A 17,680-nucleotide genomic window follows, 5' to 3' on the forward strand; every position below is an offset into this window, starting at 1 on the left:
AAAAAATGTGCGGACTCGCGTCCGCACGTTGGTGTTTACAGTCCAAACGGATTAAGCGGACGGCTGCCGTAATACGATAAGATACTTTTCGTTTCCGTATATAAATCGAGCGTTTCGATACAAAGTTCACGACCAAAACCGGATTGTTTGTAGCCACCGAACGGCGTCCCAGGGAACGCGGAGAACGGACAGTTAACCATGACGATCCCGGCTTTGATTTGGTTTGCGACCCGTGTCGCCCGTGCCCCGTCCTTCGTCCAGACCGCTGAACCGAGTCCGAACTCGGTATCGTTCGCGAGACGGACCGCTTCTTTTTCATCTTTGAATGGCATGACGACGACGACTGGTCCGAAGATCTCTTCATTGACCGCTTTCATGTCATGCGTGACGTCCGTGATGATCGTCGGTGCGTACCAAAATCCTTTTTCGTATCCTTCTGGTGCTGAAGCGTGACCTCCTGTGACGATTGTCGCTCCGTCTGCTTTCGCTGACTGGACGTATCCATCGATGACATCGAGTTGTTGTTGGTCGATGACGGCTCCGACGTGTGTCCCTTTATCAAATGGATTGCCGAGAATGAGTTGTTTTGTTTTTGCGACGAATTGCTCCATGAACGCGTCGTAAATATCCTCGTGAACGTACAGACGTGACCGTGCCTCACATGACTGACCACTGTTATAGAAAATGCCGAACAATGAGCCGTCGACAGCAGCTGTGATATCCGCATCTTCAAAAACGATGTTCGGTGACTTACCACCGAGCTCGAGCGTGACACGCTTCAGTGTCTCCGATGCCCGACCCATGATGTCTTTTCCGACCGGCGTCGAACCGGTGAAGGCTACTTTATCGACGTGCGGATGCTCGACGAGATGGTTCCCGATTTCGCGTCCTGATCCTGGAATGACATTGACGACGCCCGCCGGAACACCGGCTTCCAGGCAAATCTCACCGAGGATGATCGCTGTCAGTGGTGTCAGCGTCGCTGGTTTGACGACGACGGAACAACCGACTGCGATGGCTGGTGCGACTTTCCAGGCAGCCATCATCAACGGATAGTTCCATGGAATGATTTGGGCACAGACACCGACTGCTTCTTTTTCTGTGTAGTTATGGAATTGTCCCGGTACGTTATTGACGACACCGCGGTGACCGACGATTGCCCCGGCATAAAATTCGAAATCTTCGATTGCTTGCGTGACTTGTCCTTGCGCGGCCGCTAACGATTTCCCGGTATCGAGAATCTCGAGTTCCACGATTTCATTGAAGCGCGACCGCATGATGCTTGCGATTTTGTTCAGGATTTGCGCACGACGACCAACTGGCCACATCTTCCACTTGCCATGGTCAAACGCATCACGTGCTGCTTTGACGGCACGGTCAGCATCTTCTTTTGATGCTTTCGCCACTTCTGCCAAGACTTCGCCGGTCGCCGGGTTATAGGTTTTAAACGTCTCGCCTGTCGCGCCTTCGACTTGCTCCCCATTGATGACGAGGTGATAGACCGACCGTTTCATTTCGATTGTTTTTTCGTGTACCGTTGACATGACATCCACTCCCTTTTTAGTTTCCTTTGAATATAGGTTGACGTTTTTCGAGAAAGGCTTGCATGCCTTCTGTCTGATCGTCTGTCGCAAATAACAAGTAGAAATTTCGCCGTTCGTGTTCCATTCCGTCCTGAATCGACAAATCGCCAGCTTTATCGACGGCATCCTTAATCAAACGGACCGACATCTTCGGTTGCGCCGCAATCCGGTGGGCAACGGTCAGGACTGTCGCTTCGAGTTGATCGGCTTCGACGAGTCGGTTGACGAGACCAAAACGCTCCGCTTGATCTGCTGTCATCTGCTCCCCCGTCCATAACCATTCGAGGGCACGTGTCCGACCGATCCGTTTTGTCAATCGCTGTGTTCCGCCTGCTCCCGGCATGACACCAAGATTCACTTCCGGGAAACCGAACCGTGTCGTATCTGTTGCATAAATTAAATCGCAAGCAAGTGCCAGTTCGAATCCTCCGCCGAGGACATAGCCGTGAACGGCAGCGAGCAGCGGCTTCTTCACTCGGCTGATGCGGTCCCAATCGGCGAAAGGGTCCAGAAGTTCCATCGTAATCGGTGTTGCCTCCAGCATCTCGTCGATGTCTGCCCCGGCAGAAAATGATTTTCCGGCGCCACTCAATACGATGGCACCAATTGTTTCGTCGCGGTCGAACTGCTCCATCGCTTCGACGATTTCACGAATCATCGCCCGGTTGAGGGCGTTATAACGCTCCGGTCGATTGAGAGTGATGCGTCCGACCGCTCCATCAATCGCCGTCTTAACGTACTGTGGCATCGGCATGGACTTCTTCACCAATCATCAATGTGACGAGGTCCCCTGCGAAGCTCATCAAGTCCTTACCCGATGCTTTTCCTTCAAGTGACCGCATGCCGGCTTGCATCGACTCGTGACTTTCATAGACCATTTCACACATCAAATAATATTTTCCTTCGCCACCCATCGGTGAACCGACGATTTTCGTCACGGTCATCTCTTGTAGGCCGGGAATTTTAGCCGTGATCGGACCATGAACATTGAAGTAGTGCTCGTCAAACTGTTCCTTGTTCTCCGGGTGTTTATAAAGCGCGATTAGTTTTACCATATCAATTACCTTCCTTCACATGAGAGTAGAGACGGGTTTCATCGCCTCGAATGGATTTTTACACGTTTTACAGTACAGAATGCTGCGACATGCCGTCGGACCAAAGAGGTTTTCAATCGATACGAACGTCGAACCACAGTACGGACAATCAATTTCCCACGATCCGTCGACGACGCGTGGTGGGGCAATCCCGAATGACTTCAGTCCCTCGATACCTCGCTCGGTAATCCGGTCCGACGTCCACGGCGGGTCAAAGATGAAGACGACATCGATTGTTTGTAACGCCGTAATTTGCTCGAGCGCCGCAATCGTATTTTTTTTGATGATGTCGAGTGCCGGACACCCGAGGAATGTCGGAAGTAACGTCACCCGAAGCGCGTAGCCGCCTGCAGATTCCGTCAATTCCATCGTGTCAAACATCCCGAGATCAAGAATGCTGACGGCATCGATTTCCGGATCTTTGACGGTATCGAGCGCGGCCTGGATTTCTTGTTGTAACGCAAGCGTCGTCATGACGCATCCCTCCTCACCATACGGCGGACTGGTCAATCAAATAAACTTCTCCAAGCGTCGACAAGGCATCGTTTAAGTCAGCCGAATGCTCACCATTTCGCCCATTTGACGACATCCGCATCTCGGGTAACGTGACATCCAACTCGACAAGTGTCGGCGTCAATGTCTGATACCACCGATCAAGTAAGATGCCTTGTCCTTCAATCAATCGCATCTCTTCGATCACGTCACCGTGCTCCCCGTAATCAAACATGTCACCGAAGTCCGCCAACACTTGTTCAAGTGCCGCATCCATCTTTTGGCGTGCCGTCGGAGTCGCTTGATACAGTTGCGTGAACCACGTTTGCCAGTGGAGCAGGTGATAGTACAACTCCATATTGATTTTGACGGCGGCTACTGCGAGTGGGGCATAGCTGCTGTTTTTTAAGGCATCGATGCGGATTTTTTTCGCCAGCGTGTAACAGTAGTTCCGGACGACGGCATACGCCCAGTCATATTCCGGTGTCTCCATATAGTATCCGGGACCGTTGACCCGTTCGACGAGAATCGAATTTTTTCGTTCATGCGCCAGCCGGACGTGTGCCAATGCGTCCGCCTTCCCTTCCCCTAACTCTTCGAGCAATTGATAATACATCGCCGCGTGTCCCATCGAATCCTGGGCAATGGATGAGGACGCGACATCTTCTTCGATATGCGGTGCCAGACCAAGCCATTCCGAGCCGCGGAACGCATAAAGAAAATCGTCATCCGCTAACTGATACAGTAACGCTGCGAGCGCTGTCCGTTCTTGCTCCGTCATTTCGAGTCACCTCCTTGCCAAGACATGATTTCTTTTTCGTCGAGCATCTGCTGTTCATAATGGCGCCACTTTTTCTTCAAGTAGCCGTACCCTTTCGTCGTCCGGTAATCCTTGTTATCGAGTCGCGTCAACATCTGCTTTTCGTCCGGAGTCAAGCCGCGGACGTCCGTCCGTTTGACGACCCAAATGTCGACGACCGGTTCGCGACGCATGAAGTTTTCTTGCGCCATCAGTAAAGCCATCTCCTTGTTTGGTGCAAGCAAGCTGAATTGATGCGTGAACGCGGCGTTCGGCGTCCGCTTACTAAACACTTCGAACTCTTGATAAAATGTTTCCGTCATGTCGTTTCCTCCCTCATGCCATCGTCTCGGCCAACGCTTCACGGACCCATGCGTTATTTTGATAAGACGTCCGGCGTAAGGCGAGACGCTCCTTCGAACGTGGTCCCCCGCCTTGAATGATTTTCTTAAACTCCGACCAATCGGGCTGGGCATAAATCCATTGTCCCGATTCTTCGTCAAAACGGAGGGTCGGATCCGGAATGACCAGTCCAAGCGATTGAATCCGTGGGACATACTTCGTAAAGAAATTTTGGCGGAGTTCTTCGTTTGTCTTCGTCCGAATCTTATAGGCGATCGTGATGTCTTGTTTTGATGTCCCGGTCGTTTCTTTTGTCGCGGGGCCGAAGAACATCAAGAGCGACTCCCACCATTCGTCCAGGGATTCCTGAATCATCGCTTTTTGTTCGGGTGTCCCTTCAGCAAGTGCCATGATGATTGATTCACCATGCTGGGCATGGAACACTTCTTCCGCACAAATCCGTTGTAAGGCACGGGCATACGGACCGTATGACGCCCCTAACATGTTCGTCTGGGTGATGATTGCCGCCCCATCAACGAGCCAACCGATCGTTCCGGCATCTGCCCACGTACGGGTCGGCATGTGGAAGACGTTGTGAAACTTCAGACGTCCCGTAAACAGGTCATCCATCAAATCACCGCGCGTTTTCTCGTACGGTTTCATCAAATCCTCGACGACGCGAAGCAACAGTTGTCCGTGCCCCATTTCATCCTGGACTTTCGCCATGATCCCAAGTTTTCGCCGTAGGGACGGGGCTTTCGGGACCCACTCCTTCTCTGGTAAGGCGCCCATGATTTCACTGATTCCGTGCATCGAAATCAATTTGATTAACGTATCGCGGTAAAAAGCAGGCATCCAGTCATCCGCTTCAATCTTTTCACCGTTCTCGATTCGTTCCGTGAACCGGGCGAGCTTTTCCTCTTCCGTCATGACTTCCGGTTCGAACAAGTGTGTTGCATCGTACATATTGAGTTCCTCCTCTTGTCTTAAACAGGTTCTTTATCCGACGTTTCGGTCCGACGATCGATAATCCGCTCTGCTTTCCCTTCTGAACGGGTGACGCCATACTGCGGGTGACAGATCATCTCAATCGAAATCAGGCATTCTGATTTGATGGCTTCACAGACGGTCCGCATGACTGCTTCTTGCTGCGTCTGTTCTTCGAGCTCGACGTGTAACTCGATCGCATCAAGTCCATGTCGTTTGACGAGATGAATTTGATAATGTGGCGTGACACCATCTTGTTTCAATAGGACACGTTCAATCTCCGACGGGAAGACGTTGACACCGCGGATGATCATCATGTCGTCCGTCCGTCCTGTAATCCGGGACATCCGGGTCGTCGTTCGACCGCAAGCGCATGTTTCACGTGTAATCGAAGCAAGGTCCCCCGTCCGGTAGCGAATAATTGGAAGCGCTTTCTTTTTTAAACTTGTAAAAACGAGTTCCCCGACCATCCCTTCTGGTAACGGTTCCCCCGTGCTCGGATCAATGACTTCCGTGATGAACAAGTCATCCATGATGTGTAATCCCTGTTGCGCTGGACATTCGATTGCGACGCCCGGACCCATGATTTCGCTCAGTCCGTAAATATCAAGTGCCGTAATATTCAATTTTTTCTCGAGCGTCCGACGCATTTCTTCCGACCACGGTTCAGCTCCGAAAATTCCATAACGTAAGCCCGTTGTCCGAGGATTGATTCCCCGCTCTTCCATCCGTTCTGCGAGGCGCAGCACATAAGAAGGTGTCCCGCAAATCCCTGCCGGTTTGAAGTCTTCGATCAATGTGATTTGCCGATCCGTATTCCCGCCGGATACAGGAACGACCGTCATTCCGAGTTTTTCTGCTCCGGCATGTAAACCGAGACCACCCGTGAACAGTCCATAACCATACGCGTTATGCAACAAATCCGTCCGTTTTGCACCTGCCATGACGAGACCACGTGCGACGGCACCTGCCCAGTCGTCCAAATCTTCCTTCGTGTACCCAACGACCGTCGCTTTGCCGCTCGTTCCGGACGAGGCATGAATTCGCGCCACCTCTTCTTGTTTGACGGCAAACAGCCCGAACGGATAGTTCTCACGTAAATCACTTTTTCGGGTGAACGGAAGTTTTTGAATATCTTCCAGCTGGTCAAAGGCAACAGCATCAAGCCCGGCTTCCTCAAAACGTTTCCGATAAAATGGAACACGTTCCATCGCATACCGGACGGTTTCACGTAAACGATTGAGTTGCAGTTGTTGTCGTGTTTCATGCGTCATCGTCTCAAGTGCCTCATCATAAAACATCGCGCACCTCCTTATTCATTATACATTAAAAATACGCTCGTTTAAATTCAGTTATATGTTAAACCTACGATACGTTCACAATGTTGTCAATGATTCATTTTGTTAAAAGCTACCATATCTTTCGTCATCCAATCGGTTCTTCGTCTTTTTTTGGATTTGAGGTCTTTTACGCGTCATAAAACGGCATAACATACTAATGTTTGGAAAAAATTTCTGAAATGGTTTGCTCATTTTGTAACTGATTGATAAAATATCGTGTGACAAGTGTTATACTATTTTTGGTAAGACCACCTGGAGAGAAACAGACATGTTTTGAAGGTAAAGGAGGATTCTATGAAACCTGGTTTAGCCCTTGGTCAGACGGCATGTGTCAAAACGACCGTCACGGAAGAGATGTTCGCACAGTTCGAAGGAACCGTCGTCCATCCCGCCTACTCCACCGTGTCGATGGTCTATCATATGGAGTGGGCCGCCCGCAAAATCATCCTCCCTTATCTGGAATCGTCCGAAGAAGGCGTCGGGGGAGCAGTCAACGTAAAACATCTGAATATGGCACCGCTCGGGTCGAACGTCACTATCATAGCGACGGTGACGGAACTGCGGGACAACCGCGTCCGGACAAAAATCGACGTCACGAACGAACACGGGTTGATCGGCGTCGGCGAAGTCACACAAATCATTTTGGATAAACGATTGATTGAAGAAAAGTTGACGACACACGTTGTTTAAACTAAAAAATGAAAGCGCTTACTTAGAAATCCAAGGAGGCTTTGACATGAACATGATCAATCCATCTACAAACACATCCTTATCAATCATGGAAAAAATCGCAGGACACGAACAGGTCGTCTTTTGTAACGATCCGATTTCGGGACTTCAAGCCATCATCGCGATTCACGATACGACACTTGGTCCGGCACTCGGCGGTTGTCGCATGGCACCGTATGCGACCGTCGATGAGGCACTGGACGATGTCTTACGTCTATCGCGTGGCATGACCTATAAATGCGCCGCTGCCGACGTCGATTTCGGCGGAGGGAAAGCTGTCATCATCGGTAATCCGGCAACGGACAAAACACCGGAAATGTTTCGTGCGTTCGGACGGTTCGTCGATTCGTTAGGCGGACGTTTTTATACAGGGACAGACATGGGGACGACGATGGACGACTTCGTCCATGCGAGTCGCGAAACCTCACGGATCGTCGGCATCCCGGAAGCCTTTGGCGGGAGTGGTGATTCGTCGATTCCAACTGCTGAAGGTGTCATCAATGGATTACGTGCAACGATTGAGAGCTTGTTCGGATCGGACGACTTGAGTCGTGCCTCTTACGCCGTCCAAGGACTTGGAAAAGTCGGCTACAAGGTCGCAGAGCAACTTTTACATTCTGGTGCCAATCTGTATGTCTCGGACATTAACGAAGTAGCACTCGCCTCGATCGTCAAAGAAGCCGAGATGACACCGGGAACGGTTCATGTCGTTGCCCCACACGAGATTCACCTGACGGATGCCGATGTCTTCGTCCCTTGTGCCTACGGTGGCGTCATCCGTGCGGATAACATCACAAGTCTTCCATGTAAGGCAATCTGCGGTTCAGCCAACAATCAGCTCGCAGACGATTCGCTCGCTGAAGCATTGATGCACCGCGGTATCCTTTATGCCCCTGATTACATCGTCAATGGCGGTGGTCTGATTCAAGTCGCAGATGAACTGTACGGAGCCAACCATGAACGGGTCCTCCTGAAAACACGTCACATTTACGATGCCGTCCTGGAAGTATTCGGACAATCACGTGCCGAGTCAATCACGACACTCGAAGCCGCAAACCGGATGTGTGACAAACGGATTCACGTCCGCGCCCGCCACAATAATATCTTCACGAATACAACAAAACCGAAGTGGAACATTCGCAATCAATCTTGATGGAGGTGGACGAGATGGAATCACAATTCCCGATTCAACGCATCATCGACGATGCCGGTCAAATCGTCGACGAGACGAAACGAGACGCTTTGACGAAAGAATTAGCGTTACAGTTATTCACGCACATGAACCGAATTCGGACATTCGACCGAAAAGCGATCAACTTGCAACGCCAAGGGCGGCTCGGAACCTATGCCCCGTTTGAAGGACAGGAAGCGGCTCAAGTCGGCAGTGCCCTGGCGTTAAACGATACGGACTGGATTTTTCCGACGTACCGTGATCACGGGGCGACGTTGACGTTCGGTGCCGATATGGTACGGACACTCCTTTACTGGAATGGACGGGTCGAGGGGTGTGTCCCGACGGACGACTTGCATATCTTCCCGCCTGCCGTTCCGATTGCCACACAAATCCCCCACGCGGTCGGTGCCGCATGGGCGGAAAAACGAAAAGGAACGTCTGCCGTCTCCGTTGCCTATTTCGGAGACGGGGCGACATCTGAAGGTGACTTCCATGAGGGGATGAACTTCGCCAGTGTCTTCCAGGCACCAGTCATCTTGTTCAACCAAAATAACGGCTATGCGATTTCCGTCCCGATCCAGAAGCAGATGCACTCGGAGACCATCGCCCAAAAAGCACTCGCTTACGGCATGCCAAGCGTCCGGATTGATGGAAACGATGCCTTTGCCGTCTACTTCACGATGCAAGACGCTGTCGCCCGCGCACGGAACGGTCAGGGACCGACATTGATCGAGGCCGTCACATGGCGGTTCGGTGCCCATACGACAGCGGACGACCCGTCGAAGTACCGCGATCAAGAACGGTCGCGCGACCGTGTCGATCCGCTCGAGCGCCTCGAACAGTTCATGCGCACGCAAGGGTTTTACGAAGACACGGAAATCGATGCAATCCGGACACGCCATCAAATGGAGGTCGAGGAGGCCGTCAAAGCGATGGAAGCCTTCAAGCCACCGGCGATTGATGACCTCTTCGATCATACCTATGCGACGTTGCCAGCAGACGTCGCGCGTCAAAAAGCCGATTACCTGACTGCGAGGGGGAACTAACATGGCGACACCAATCAATCAGCAAACCGATATGACACTCATCCAAGCCGTCACGGATGCATTACGAATTAAATTAGCGACTGACGACACGACGCTTGTCCTCGGCGAAGATGTCGGGAAAAACGGCGGTGTCTTCCGGGCAACGGACGGACTGCAAGCTGAATTCGGCGAAGACCGTGTCATCGACACCCCACTCAGTGAAGCGGGGATTGTCGGGACCTCGGTCGGACTTGCCGTCAATGGCTTTAAACCGATCGTCGAAATTCAATTTCTCGGATTCATTTATCCGGCTTATGAACAAATCATGACCCACGTCTCGCGCATTCGGATGCGGACGATGGGACGCTACAGCGTACCGATGGTCATTCGTGCGCCGTATGGTGCCGGAATCCGCGCCCCGGAAATCCATTCGGACAGCACGGAAAGTTTATTCACCTCGATGCCAGGACTCAAGGTCGTCTGCCCTGCGACGCCTTACGATGCCAAAGGACTGTTACTTGCTGCAATCGATGACCCCGATCCCGTTCTGTTCCTCGAATCGATGCGGAGCTATCGCGCTTTCAAGGAACCCGTTCCAAACGAAGCCTATACGATTGAAATCGGTAAAGCGCACATCGTCTCGGAAGGAACAGATGTCACGTTGATTGCTTGGGGGGGCATGGTACAAGTCGCTCAAAAAGCAGCCGCACAGGCAGAAAAACAAGGTCTTTCTTGTGAAGTGCTCGACCTGCGGACACTCTATCCGCTCGACCAAGAGACAATCGCCGCCTCCGTCCAAAAGACTGGACGGGCCGTCATCGTCCATGAGGCCCATGCGATGGGTGGTCTCGGGACAGACTTGATTGCTTTGATTAATGACACATCCTTCCTCTACTTACGGGCACCGATTGCCCGCGTGACCGGATTTGATGTTCCCGTCCCGTTGTTCGCACTAGAGGATCACTATATTCCGACACCCGCCCGCGTACTTGAAGCGATTACGCGGACGGTCGACTTCTAAGGAGCTGAGTTTATGACTGAAGTGAAACTACATGATGTCGGAGAAGGCATGACGGAAGGCGAAATCGCCCATTATCTCGTCAAAATCGGTGATCATGTGACGCTTGATCAACCGGTTGTCGAAGTGTCGACCGATAAGATGGTCGCTGAACTACCGGCACCGATTTCCGGCGTCATCAAGGACATCTTAATTCCGGTTGGACAGACCGTCACAGTCGGGACGACGTTACTCTTGATTGAGTCCGGTGACGAGGAAGCGGTAACACGTGAAACCGTCACCGAGCCATCGCGTCCTGTCGTGAACACGCGAACACCACTTGCCGTACAGACGCGCCGTGTCCTCGCGACACCATACACACGAAAAATCGCGCGCGATCACGGAATTGATATCGAAGAAGTACCCGCATCGGACCCATCCGGACGCGTTTCGGAAGAGGATGTTTTGCAGTTCGTCGCCCGTCGAGAACCAGCATCACCTGTCCGAACTGAAGCCGTCACAACTCCTGAAACGGTAACACCGTCAGCTACTCCGACGACGTTACCGTTTCGCGGGATTCGCAAACAGATTGCGAAGAAGATGACACAATCGCTCTTTACGATTCCTCATGTCACGCACTTTGAAGAAATCGACATGACACGTCTCCTTGCACTGCGGGCAGAACTAAAAGCGAACGGGACACCGATTAGTGTCAACGCCTTCTTCGTCAAAGCACTTGTCGTTGCCTTAAAAGACTTCCCGGTCTTCAACGCCAAACTGGATGAAGCCCATGATCAAATCATTTTAGAGCAGGAGTACCATATCGGAATCGCGACGGAAACGGAAGATGGCTTAATCGTCCCTGTCGTCCGTCAAGCCGACCAGCTCTCACTCCGCCTGTTACATGAACAACTCGCCGGACTGCACACACGGGCGAAAACAAACGAGTTGCGGGCAAGCGACCTAAAAGCGAGCACGTTCACGATGAGTAACGTCGGACCGCTTGGCAGTACCGGTGCGACGCCCATCATCAACTACCCGGAGACGGCCCTAATCGCTTTTCATAAAACAAAAAAACGGGCTTGCGTCGATGAAAACGATCAAATCGTCGTCCGCTCGATGATGAACGTCTCGATGTCGTTTGATCACCGCGTCGCGGACGGAGCGACGGCCGTCGCCTTCACGAATCGCTTCGCCGGTCTGATTGAACAACCGACTACTTTATTAATGGAGTTGATTTAAATGGTCGTAGGAGAACTGACACAAGAGCGTGACCTCCTCATTCTCGGAGGTGGACCGGCTGGTTACACAGCTGCGATTCGGGCGAAACAGCTTGGACGCGACGTCACATTGATTGAACGGGAACGTCTTGGCGGAACATGCTTGAACGTCGGATGTATTCCGTCGAAAGTATTGGCGCATGCTGCGCAGGAGCGGACACGTCTCTCACACTTGACGGCACTCGGCTTTTCCATCGAAACGACACATGATTTCGGCCAGTTAGCAAACTACCGGGATCAAGTCGTGACGAAGCTGCGCCAAGGCGTCGAAGCGCTTTGTAAAGCAAATGATATTGAATACGTGACCGGGTCTGCGTCCTTCCTCTCAGACGACCGGATCGGTGTCGAACAAGGACATCAGTTCGATACGTATCGTTTTCAAGATATCGTGATCGCAACAGGCAGCCACTCCATCCGAGAAGAATCATCCGTTCTCTTGAACGCGGAACAACTGTATCAATTACAAGAGTTACCGGGTAGCCTGATCATCCTCGGGAACGATTACATCGCGATTGAAGCGGCGATGAGTTTTCAAGCGCTCGGGACAGACGTGACGTTGATTGCTGACGGCTTCGAGCTCGACACAAGTCTCGAAAAAGAATTGAAGCGTACGTTCAAAAAACAAAAAATCACACTTGTCAGCGGCACCGTGACAACAATTGCACCGACGGATACTCATGTCGACGTCACAATCGTAAAGGCAGAACAAGAAAAAACCGTCCAGGCCAGTTACCTCTTCCACTCGTTGCCACGCGTAGCGAATACACTTGATTTAGGTGTCGACCGGCTTGGTTTGACGTTAAACGAGGATGCAACACTTGTCGTAGATGCGCTTGGCCGAACAAACTTCCCCCATATTTATGCGATTGGTGACGTAACACCTGGTCCACAACTCGCGACGCGAGCCATCCATGAAGCAAAACGGACGGCGGAACATCTCGGTGGCGCCTCACCTGATACGACGATTCCTTACTTCCCGACAATCATCCGGGCACTTCCACCAATTGCCGCAATCGGTCTGACGGAACAAGCGGCGACTGACGCCGGTCACACGGTGCAAGTCGGACAGTTCCCATTGACGGCAAACGGGGCAAGTAGCATCGATGCGGGCAGTGGCTTCATCAAGGTCATCTCGGACGCGAAGACATCACTGATTTTAGGCATTCATATGATTGGGGACGGTGCCCTGGAACTCGCCGGTACGTTTGCGCTTGCACTGGAAATGGCCGCAAAACAAGAGGATTTACGTTTTCCGGTCCAAGCACACCCGAGTCGCAACGAAGCGTTGACGGAAGCACTCGAAGCACTGGTCGGGCAAGCAATCCACCTTCCCCCGCGTCAGCAAGCCGTCTTCTCGAACACGTAACCATACTACTTGTTTTTGAAGGAGCAACGCCCGATGGAACTTTACTTCACGAAACTCGAATGGGAGCACCATTGCTTTCCGATTGCCGCGACGTCGAATGGTCTCTGTTATGTCGGTGCGTTTGACGAACCGTCCGAACTCTTTGAGGACTGGAAACGAAAGCATCTCCCACGGGCTGAAGTCTTAATTGACGATTCAAGAATCAATCCGCATCGGGAGCAACTGCTCGGTTATTTGCAGGGAGAGCGGACGACCTTTACACTGCCGCTTCACCCGATTGGGACACCATTCCAGCTCGATGTCTGGCAAGCCTTACAAGCTGTTCCATATGGGAATACGGCAACGTATTCAGAGGTGGCAGCGGCCGTCGCACGCCCTCGCGCCATCCGGGCAGTCGGAACGGCAATCGGGAAAAATCGGTTGCTGTTAGTCATCCCCTGTCACCGGATCGTCGGCAAGAATGGTGATTTGATTGGCTACTGGGGTGGATTGAACATGAAACGCCGCTTGCTTGCCTTAGAGCAAGAAGTCCGTCCGAATACGATGTAATCGAAAACCCGAGCGACTCCGTTTTCTAACAAGAAACGGAACGCTCGGGTTTTATCGTAGACACGGCGTTCATTACGTCGTGGTTGATGAACAATCAGCCTTTTGTTCATATGTGTTTCTCGGTTGAGGCATGAGTCATCGAGAGCAAGACAAGCTGAAGATCAACGCGGTTGTTGCTTTTCATGCGAGACTTCGTTTTCCACGGGCGGAAGGCGAGCCTCCTTGTCACTACGTTCCTCGGGGGTCTCACCTATTCCGCTGTTCCCGCAGGAGTCTCCGTCTCGCATGAGAATCAACGGATGATACCTGCTTCAGCATGTTCATCAAAAGAATATAAAGATGAACAGCGGATGACTCAAACGAGGGACGTCACCCCTATGGAATCAGTTTACATCACTAACCCCAAACCGATACGTCGTCTCCCACTGGTACGTCGCACCCGGTTCGACAAAAATCGATGGAAAACGTGATTCATTGACAGCATTCGGATGGAATTGTGTCTCAAGACAAAGACCGAGCGACGGACGGGACGGGACACCGCGAACCGTATAGTCGGTCAAGAGTTGTGTTCCCGTATATAAGACGACGACCGGCTGATTCGTCGTCACCTGTAACGTTCGTCCTGATACTGGATCAATGAGTTGCGCTCTCCCTTCGTCTAAGACGAACGGATGATCATAACCATTCCCGGCATTGACCGTCTCCTCACTTTCCGATTCAGCGCCACTGCGAATCGACCGCCCGTTCCGGAAATCAAGGACCGTTCCATCGACCGGACGAAATTCCCCCGTCGGTAGCAGGTCGGGCCCGACCGGTAGATAGGTCGAACTCGGTAACGTCAACTGATGATCCAGAATATCGCGTTGTAAGTTACCGGACAGGTTCCAGTACGTATGATTCGTCACGTTCAGTGGTGTCGTCTGATCCGTCGTTGCTTCAATCGACAACGTCAATGCCGTCCCGTTTAGCCGGTAGATGACATCCACCGTCACGTCCCCGGGATATCCTTCGCAACCATCCGGACTGAGCGTCCGTAAGTGCAACAGTTGTTCTGTTGCTTCGATGATATCAAAGAATACTTGATCGAAGCCGTGCGTGCCGCCATGTAAGTGATTCGTTCCGTCATTTGCCGCAAGGTGATAAGTTTGTTCAGCAATCGAAAAGCAAGCTTGCCCAATCCGTCCTGCGACCCGACCGACGATTGCTCCGAAATATGGCGAATGTTTTTTATATGCAGCGAGTGTATCGAATCCAAGCACGACACTCTCCAGCTTGCCCGTGCGATCTTTGACCCGGACGTCGTTGATGATGCCACCGTAATTCCAAATCTCGACTTCCATGTCCGGTTGCATCAAGCGATGCCGGACGAGCCGTGCTTCTTCTGTTGGATGTGTCTCGTGCATCATCGCCGGTCACCTGCCACTTGACGTGTCACTGTCTGCAAGAACTTGGCAAGTCCTGCTTGACCTGCCTCCGTCTGTTTGAAGACACCACAGTCTTCGAGTCCACGGACGAATTTCTCGGCCACGGCTTGTTCGACGTAAGATGTGACCGGTTGACCGGTGTACTGTTGCTTCAACTCTTCTGCCCAAGCCCGGTGTGACGGTAGGACGTCCGTTGTTTCGCCGACGATGAACTGTTCGACTTGTTTTAGTTCTTCGAGCAACCGGGCCGGCAGGACGGCGAGTCCCATCACTTCAATCAAACCGATGTTTTCCCGCTTGATGTGATGAATGTCGGCGTGCGTATGGAAAATACCATCCGGATGTTCATCAGACGTCCGATTGTTTCGTAAGACGAGATCGAGTTCATAGTTGCCGTTTCGCATCCGGGCGATTGGTGTCACCGTGTTATGGCGGACGCCGTCCGTCATCGCGATGATGTCTTGATTGACATCACTGTAGGTCAACCACGTCGTATAGACCTCATCGGCAGCAGCAAGTAACTGCTGACGATCCTTACTGCTCAAGCGGATGACGCTGAGCGGCCAGTGTAAGGTTTGCCCAGTGACATCCGGTTGTTGCGGCAAGTCGAACCGGCTTTGAATCGTTGCCCGGTCCATCGCGAACTCATAACGCCCGCCTTGATAGTGGTCATGCGTCAAAATCGAACCGCCGACGATTGGTAAATCAGCATTTGACCCTGCAAAATAATGCGGGAATTGATCGACGAACTCAAGTAATCGTTCAAAGGCGGCGCGGTTGATTACCATATCGCGATGCGTCTGCGACAAAATGATACTGTGCTCGTTGTAATAGACGTAGGGCGAATACTGTAATGCCCAATCCTCACCTTGGAGCGTCAACGGAACAATCCGGTGGTTCGCCCGAGCCGGATGGTTGCTGCGTCCGGCATATCCGACGTTCTCGACACAAAGCAAACACGTCGGATAGGTCGATGCTGAGACGGGTTCTGTCCGGGCGGCCGCGATTTCACGTGGATCTTTTTCTGGTTTCGACAAGTTGATCGTAATGTCGATTTCTCCATACGCCGTCGCTGCTTTGTACTGGATATTTTTTGCGATTCGTGTCGTTTGAATATAGTTACTCGCCTGACTGAGTTGATAAAAGTAATCGGTCGCCCGAATCGGATCTTCTTCATACAGCTGGTTGAATGTTTTCGTAATCGTTGAAGGACGATCGACGAACACATCCATCAATTCAGCCGCCAGGCGCTCTTTTTCGTCGAGACGTGCTGCAAGCCGTCCGGACGCAATCATCGCTTCGACAAGTGAATCCAGAATCTCCGGAATCGCTTTCGGACTGACGGGACCCGGATTGGTATACTCGGTTTGACCGAGCAAAGCTAGAATCCGGTTCCGGGCGTATACTTCATCTTCAGCGTCAATCAACTGCTCAGCAATCGCTTGCTCCATCAATCGTTTGATGTCTTCATTCATCGCCTTCACTCTCCTCAATCCATTCTCTCTCTTATGTTGTCTGATAGCCGTTCGGACGGCGTTCGTGCCAGTTCCAGGCATCGTGAATGATTTGGTCGATATCCGTCCGGCTCGGGGACCAGCCGAGAACACGTTTTGCTTTTTCTGATCCTGCGATTAACGTACTCGGGTCACCGGCACGTCTAGCGACGACTTGCTCCGGAATCGGATGTTTTGTCACCCGGCGCGCCGCCTCAATGATTTCGCGGACGGAAAACCCGTGACTCGAGCCGAGGTTAAAGACGTCACTCGCATGTCCTTGTCGCAAGTAATCGAGTGCGAGGACATGGGCTTCAATCAAATCTTCGACGTGAATGTAATCCCGGATGCAGGTCCCGTCTGGCGTCGCGTAGTCGTCCCCATAAATTGCAATGACGGGACGCTGGCTGTTTGCGACTTCAAGGACAAGTGGAACAAGATGAGTCTCGGGTGTATGGTCTTCCCCGATTTCTCCCGTCGCCCGTGCACCGGCGACGTTGAAATAACGTAGTGCGACGTAACGGAGACCGTGTGCTTGTTCGCACCATTTCATCATCTTCTCCATCATCAACTTCGTTTCGCCATACGTATTGGTCGGGTTCGTCCGTGCCGTCTCGAGAATCGGCATCGTTTCTTGTTCGCCGTAGGTCGCAGCCGTCGAGGAGAACACGATTTGTTTGATGTCATGCGCGACCATTGCTTCAAGTAAGACTTCTGTTCCGTAGACGTTATTATTGAAATACTTTAACGGCTGTTCCATCGACTCCCCGACTAACGAAAAGGCGGCGAAGTGAACGACCTGTTCCATCGTCTCTTCCGTAAAGACACGGTCGAGGAACGACCGGTCGCGGATATCCCCTTCGTACAATCGGGCTTGCGGATGGACTGCTGCTTTGTGACCGGCTTGCAAATGATCGATGACGACGACATCTTTTCCGGCATCAATCAACTGATAGACGGCGTGAGAACCGATGTAGCCGGCTCCACCAACAACTAGTACTGCCAT

The 17,680-nt window shown here is 52.0% G+C and carries 18 protein-coding genes; 7 read left to right on the forward strand and 11 right to left on the reverse strand.

The features are described from left to right. Positions 1-35 precede the first annotated feature (35 nt). From KNQ04_RS07575 to KNQ04_RS07610, 8 genes are read right to left on the reverse strand one after another with little or no spacing between them, the layout of a single operon-like run. Positions 36-1,544, reverse strand: a complete 1,509-nt coding sequence (locus tag KNQ04_RS07575; RefSeq protein ID WP_214848898.1) for an aldehyde dehydrogenase family protein — start codon at positions 1,542-1,544, stop codon at positions 36-38. Positions 1,545-1,560: 16 nt separating this feature from the next. Then, complete coding sequence (locus KNQ04_RS07580; RefSeq protein ID WP_214848900.1) at positions 1,561-2,337, reverse strand: enoyl-CoA hydratase/isomerase family protein; 777 nt, start codon at positions 2,335-2,337, stop codon at positions 1,561-1,563. Continuing rightward, entirely contained in the window at positions 2,315-2,638 is a 324-nt protein-coding gene (locus tag KNQ04_RS07585; RefSeq protein WP_214767211.1) for an EthD family reductase, read from the reverse strand. The genes KNQ04_RS07580 and KNQ04_RS07585 overlap by 23 nt, the downstream gene beginning before the upstream one ends. Positions 2,639-2,653: 15 nt before the next feature. Next, the gene (paaD, locus tag KNQ04_RS07590) at positions 2,654-3,151 is read right to left on the reverse strand and encodes a 1,2-phenylacetyl-CoA epoxidase subunit PaaD (RefSeq protein ID WP_214848908.1); all 498 of its coding nucleotides are present in this window, start codon (positions 3,149-3,151) and stop codon (positions 2,654-2,656) included. Between the two features lie 13 nt (positions 3,152-3,164). Further along, a complete protein-coding gene (gene paaC, locus KNQ04_RS07595; protein WP_214848911.1) occupies positions 3,165-3,950 on the reverse strand; it encodes a 1,2-phenylacetyl-CoA epoxidase subunit PaaC in 786 nt (261 codons plus the stop codon). Then, positions 3,947-4,291 (reverse strand): 1,2-phenylacetyl-CoA epoxidase subunit PaaB, encoded by a 345-nt coding sequence (paaB, locus tag KNQ04_RS07600; protein ID WP_029332538.1) that lies wholly within the window; start codon positions 4,289-4,291, stop codon positions 3,947-3,949. Before paaB ends, paaC begins: the two co-directional genes overlap by 4 nt. A gap of 13 nt (positions 4,292-4,304) precedes the next feature. Next, complete coding sequence (gene paaA / locus KNQ04_RS07605) at positions 4,305-5,276, reverse strand: 1,2-phenylacetyl-CoA epoxidase subunit PaaA (protein WP_214848921.1); 972 nt, start codon at positions 5,274-5,276, stop codon at positions 4,305-4,307. 20 nt (positions 5,277-5,296) lie between these two features. Further along, on the reverse strand, positions 5,297-6,598 hold the full coding sequence (locus tag KNQ04_RS07610) for a phenylacetate--CoA ligase family protein (RefSeq protein WP_214848929.1): 1,302 nt from the start codon (positions 6,596-6,598) through the stop codon (positions 5,297-5,299). A 333-nt stretch (positions 6,599-6,931) separates the two neighbouring features. Here KNQ04_RS07610 and KNQ04_RS07615 point away from each other — a divergent pair, with 333 nt between their 5' ends. From KNQ04_RS07615 to KNQ04_RS07645, 7 genes are read left to right on the forward strand one after another with little or no spacing between them, the layout of a single operon-like run. Continuing rightward, the gene (locus tag KNQ04_RS07615; RefSeq protein ID WP_214848931.1) at positions 6,932-7,327 is read left to right on the forward strand and encodes a thioesterase family protein; all 396 of its coding nucleotides are present in this window, start codon (positions 6,932-6,934) and stop codon (positions 7,325-7,327) included. 46 nt (positions 7,328-7,373) lie between these two features. Then, the gene (locus tag KNQ04_RS07620) at positions 7,374-8,519 is read left to right on the forward strand and encodes a Leu/Phe/Val dehydrogenase (RefSeq protein ID WP_214848933.1); all 1,146 of its coding nucleotides are present in this window, start codon (positions 7,374-7,376) and stop codon (positions 8,517-8,519) included. A gap of 14 nt (positions 8,520-8,533) precedes the next feature. After that, positions 8,534-9,586: a pyruvate dehydrogenase (acetyl-transferring) E1 component subunit alpha gene (pdhA, locus tag KNQ04_RS07625; protein ID WP_214848935.1), complete on the forward strand. Its 1,053-nt coding sequence runs from the start codon at positions 8,534-8,536 to the stop codon at positions 9,584-9,586. 1 nt (position 9,587) lies between these two features. Next, the gene (locus KNQ04_RS07630) at positions 9,588-10,586 is read left to right on the forward strand and encodes an alpha-ketoacid dehydrogenase subunit beta (RefSeq protein WP_214848938.1); all 999 of its coding nucleotides are present in this window, start codon (positions 9,588-9,590) and stop codon (positions 10,584-10,586) included. 12 nt (positions 10,587-10,598) lie between these two features. After that, positions 10,599-11,804, forward strand: coding sequence for a dihydrolipoamide acetyltransferase family protein (locus KNQ04_RS07635; protein ID WP_214848941.1), 1,206 nt, complete (start codon positions 10,599-10,601; stop codon positions 11,802-11,804). Beyond that, positions 11,805-13,208 carry a dihydrolipoyl dehydrogenase family protein gene (locus KNQ04_RS07640; RefSeq protein WP_214848944.1) on the forward strand — a complete coding sequence of 468 codons (1,404 nt, stop codon included), beginning with the start codon at positions 11,805-11,807 and terminating at the stop codon, positions 13,206-13,208. Positions 13,209-13,241: 33 nt separating this feature from the next. Further along, positions 13,242-13,757, forward strand: coding sequence for a methylated-DNA--[protein]-cysteine S-methyltransferase (locus KNQ04_RS07645; RefSeq protein WP_214848946.1), 516 nt, complete (start codon positions 13,242-13,244; stop codon positions 13,755-13,757). Positions 13,758-14,140: 383 nt separating this feature from the next. Here KNQ04_RS07645 and KNQ04_RS07650 read toward each other — a convergent pair whose 3' ends face one another. The 3 genes from KNQ04_RS07650 to galE are packed head-to-tail and all read right to left on the reverse strand — an operon-like array spanning position 14,141 to position 17,680. Further along, positions 14,141-15,163, reverse strand: a complete 1,023-nt coding sequence (locus KNQ04_RS07650; protein ID WP_214848949.1) for an aldose epimerase family protein — start codon at positions 15,161-15,163, stop codon at positions 14,141-14,143. Further along, entirely contained in the window at positions 15,160-16,656 is a 1,497-nt protein-coding gene (gene galT, locus KNQ04_RS07655; protein WP_214848952.1) for a UDP-glucose--hexose-1-phosphate uridylyltransferase, read from the reverse strand. The genes KNQ04_RS07650 and galT overlap by 4 nt, the downstream gene beginning before the upstream one ends. A gap of 31 nt (positions 16,657-16,687) precedes the next feature. Further along, positions 16,688-17,680 (reverse strand): UDP-glucose 4-epimerase GalE, encoded by a 993-nt coding sequence (gene galE / locus KNQ04_RS07660; protein WP_214848955.1) that lies wholly within the window; start codon positions 17,678-17,680, stop codon positions 16,688-16,690.

The organism is Exiguobacterium sp. s193 (genome assembly GCF_018618755.1).
Taxonomy (GTDB): domain Bacteria; phylum Bacillota; class Bacilli; order Exiguobacteriales; family Exiguobacteriaceae; genus Exiguobacterium_A.

Bases quoted from the DNA above. Each gene is read 5' to 3' on its own strand.
- KNQ04_RS07575 (WP_214848898.1), bottom strand. From the start codon at position 1,544: ATGTCAACGGTACACGAAAAAACAATCGAAATGAAACGGTCGGTCTAT.
- KNQ04_RS07580 (WP_214848900.1), bottom strand. From the start codon at position 2,337: ATGCCGATGCCACAGTACGTTAAGACGGCGATTGATGGAGCGGTCGGA.
- KNQ04_RS07585 (WP_214767211.1), bottom strand. From the start codon at position 2,638: ATGGTAAAACTAATCGCGCTTTATAAACACCCGGAGAACAAGGAACAG.
- paaD (WP_214848908.1), bottom strand. From the start codon at position 3,151: ATGACGACGCTTGCGTTACAACAAGAAATCCAGGCCGCGCTCGATACC.
- paaC (WP_214848911.1), bottom strand. From the start codon at position 3,950: ATGACGGAGCAAGAACGGACAGCGCTCGCAGCGTTACTGTATCAGTTA.
- paaB (WP_029332538.1), bottom strand. From the start codon at position 4,291: ATGACGGAAACATTTTATCAAGAGTTCGAAGTGTTTAGTAAGCGGACG.
- paaA (WP_214848921.1), bottom strand. From the start codon at position 5,276: ATGTACGATGCAACACACTTGTTCGAACCGGAAGTCATGACGGAAGAG.
- KNQ04_RS07610 (WP_214848929.1), bottom strand. From the start codon at position 6,598: ATGTTTTATGATGAGGCACTTGAGACGATGACGCATGAAACACGACAA.
- KNQ04_RS07615 (WP_214848931.1), top strand. From the start codon at position 6,932: ATGAAACCTGGTTTAGCCCTTGGTCAGACGGCATGTGTCAAAACGACC.
- KNQ04_RS07620 (WP_214848933.1), top strand. From the start codon at position 7,374: ATGAACATGATCAATCCATCTACAAACACATCCTTATCAATCATGGAA.
- pdhA (WP_214848935.1), top strand. From the start codon at position 8,534: ATGGAATCACAATTCCCGATTCAACGCATCATCGACGATGCCGGTCAA.
- KNQ04_RS07630 (WP_214848938.1), top strand. From the start codon at position 9,588: ATGGCGACACCAATCAATCAGCAAACCGATATGACACTCATCCAAGCC.
- KNQ04_RS07635 (WP_214848941.1), top strand. From the start codon at position 10,599: ATGACTGAAGTGAAACTACATGATGTCGGAGAAGGCATGACGGAAGGC.
- KNQ04_RS07640 (WP_214848944.1), top strand. From the start codon at position 11,805: ATGGTCGTAGGAGAACTGACACAAGAGCGTGACCTCCTCATTCTCGGA.
- KNQ04_RS07645 (WP_214848946.1), top strand. From the start codon at position 13,242: ATGGAACTTTACTTCACGAAACTCGAATGGGAGCACCATTGCTTTCCG.
- KNQ04_RS07650 (WP_214848949.1), bottom strand. From the start codon at position 15,163: ATGATGCACGAGACACATCCAACAGAAGAAGCACGGCTCGTCCGGCAT.
- galT (WP_214848952.1), bottom strand. From the start codon at position 16,656: ATGAATGAAGACATCAAACGATTGATGGAGCAAGCGATTGCTGAGCAG.
- galE (WP_214848955.1), bottom strand. From the start codon at position 17,680: ATGGCAGTACTAGTTGTTGGTGGAGCCGGCTACATCGGTTCTCACGCC.